The organism is Microbacterium sp. Bi128 (genome assembly GCF_918698205.1).
This window is the reverse complement of record NZ_CAKKMM010001008.1, coordinates 1-1870: the sequence shown is the minus strand read 5'-3', so window position 1 is coordinate 1870 and position 1870 is coordinate 1. Positions and strand designations below refer to the sequence as shown.

The window sequence follows — 1870 nt, the reverse complement described above, 5'->3', positions numbered from 1 at the left end:
GGTTCATCCGCTCGCTCGAATTTGAACTCGATGACTTCCAGCGCGAAGCATGCCTGTCCCTGCAGGCCGGCCGGGGCGTGCTGGTGGCCGCCCCCACCGGCGCCGGGAAGACGATCGTGGGGGAGTTCGCCATCTATCTGGCCCTCCAGCGTGGGCTCAAGGCGTTTTACACCACACCCATCAAAGCCCTGAGTAACCAGAAGTACTCCGAACTGGCCGCCAAGTACGGCGCCGCCCAGGTGGGCCTGCTCACCGGAGATACCAGCATCAACGGCGACGCCCCGGTGGTGGTCATGACCACCGAAGTGCTCCGCAACATGCTCTACGCGGATTCGGACACCCTGGATGATCTCGGCTTCGTGGTCATGGACGAAGTCCACTACCTCGCCGACCGCTTCCGCGGCGCGGTGTGGGAGGAAGTCATTATCCATCTGCCCAGCGAGGTCCAGGTGGCGTCCCTGAGTGCCACGGTCTCCAACGCCGAGGAGTTCGGTGCGTGGCTCGACACCGTCCGCGGGCAGACCGATGTGATCGTCTCCGAGCACCGCCCGGTGCCGCTGTGGCAGCACGTCATGGTGGGCCGGAAGATCGTGGACCTGTTTGCCGGTGACACGAGCTTTGACGAGATCGCCCTGCCTGGTGGGGCAACTGCCAGTGGGACAAGTGCCAGGGGGGCAACTGCCAGTGAGACAAGTGCCAGTGAGGCGTCCGCCGACGCCGTAGCCGAGGCTGTCGTCGGGGGCCGGGCGGCCGCCGTCACCTCGGAAGCGCCCGGGCGGGCCGGCTTCGAGGTCAACCCGGAACTGCTGTCCATGGCCCGGGCCGAGAGCCAGATGAATTTCCGTGGCCGCTTCGGCCACGGCGGCCGGAACCAGCGCCGGCAGCAACGCAGCCAGCGGGACGAACCGCAGGGAGCCCAGCGCAGCCCGGTGCGGAAAGCCAGCCGGCCGCAGGTCATCGCCAGCCTGGACCGGCAGGACCTTCTGCCGGCCATCACCTTCATCTTCTCGCGCGCCGGCTGCGATGCCGCCGTGGCCCAGTGCGTCGCGGCCGGACTCTGGCTGACCAGCGAGGCCGAACAGCAGATCATCGCCCGGCGCGTCGACGAGGCGGCCCAGGACATCCCCTCGGATGACCTCGATGTGCTCGGCTTCTGGAGCTGGCGGGACGGCCTGCTCCGCGGGCTCGCCGCGCACCACGCCGGCATGCTGCCGACCTTCAAGGAGGTTGTGGAGAAGCTGTTCGTCGACGGGCTGGTCAAGGCCGTCTTCGCCACCGAAACACTGGCCCTGGGCGTGAATATGCCGGCCCGCTGCGTCGTGCTCGAAAAGCTGGACAAGTTCAACGGCGAGGCCCATGTCAACATCACGGCGGGGGAGTACACCCAGCTGACGGGCCGCGCAGGCCGCCGCGGCATCGACGTCGAGGGCCACGCCGTCGTGCTGTGGCAGCCCGGAACGGATCCGGCCGCCGTCGCCGGCCTGGCCTCACGGCGGACCTACCCGCTGAACTCCAGCTTCCGGCCCACGTACAACATGTCGATCAACCTTTTGGCGCAGTTCGGCCGGCCGCGCGCCCGGGAGATCCTCGAATCATCCTTTGCCCAGTTCCAGGCGGACCGATCCGTGGTGGGACTGGCCCGGCAGGTCAGGAGCCGGGAAGAATCCATTGCCGGGTTCAGCAAGGCCATGACCTGCCACCTGGGCGACTTCACCGAATACGCGCGGCTGCGGCGGGCCCTGGGCGATGCCGAAACCATGGCCTCCCGGAGCACGTCCCGGGCCAGAAAGTCCTTGACCGAGGACTCCCTGAGCAGGCTGCTCCCGGGCGACGTGGTGGATGTTCCGGCCGGTAAGTCGCCCGGGCTCGC

1 protein-coding gene is annotated in these 1870 nt (G+C 68.1%); it reads left to right on the top strand.

The genetic code is table 11. The annotated features are described in order from the left end of the window. The coding region (locus LQV45_RS29155; RefSeq protein ID WP_230010535.1) for an RNA helicase at positions 1 to 1870 on the top strand (1870 nt) is incomplete at both ends.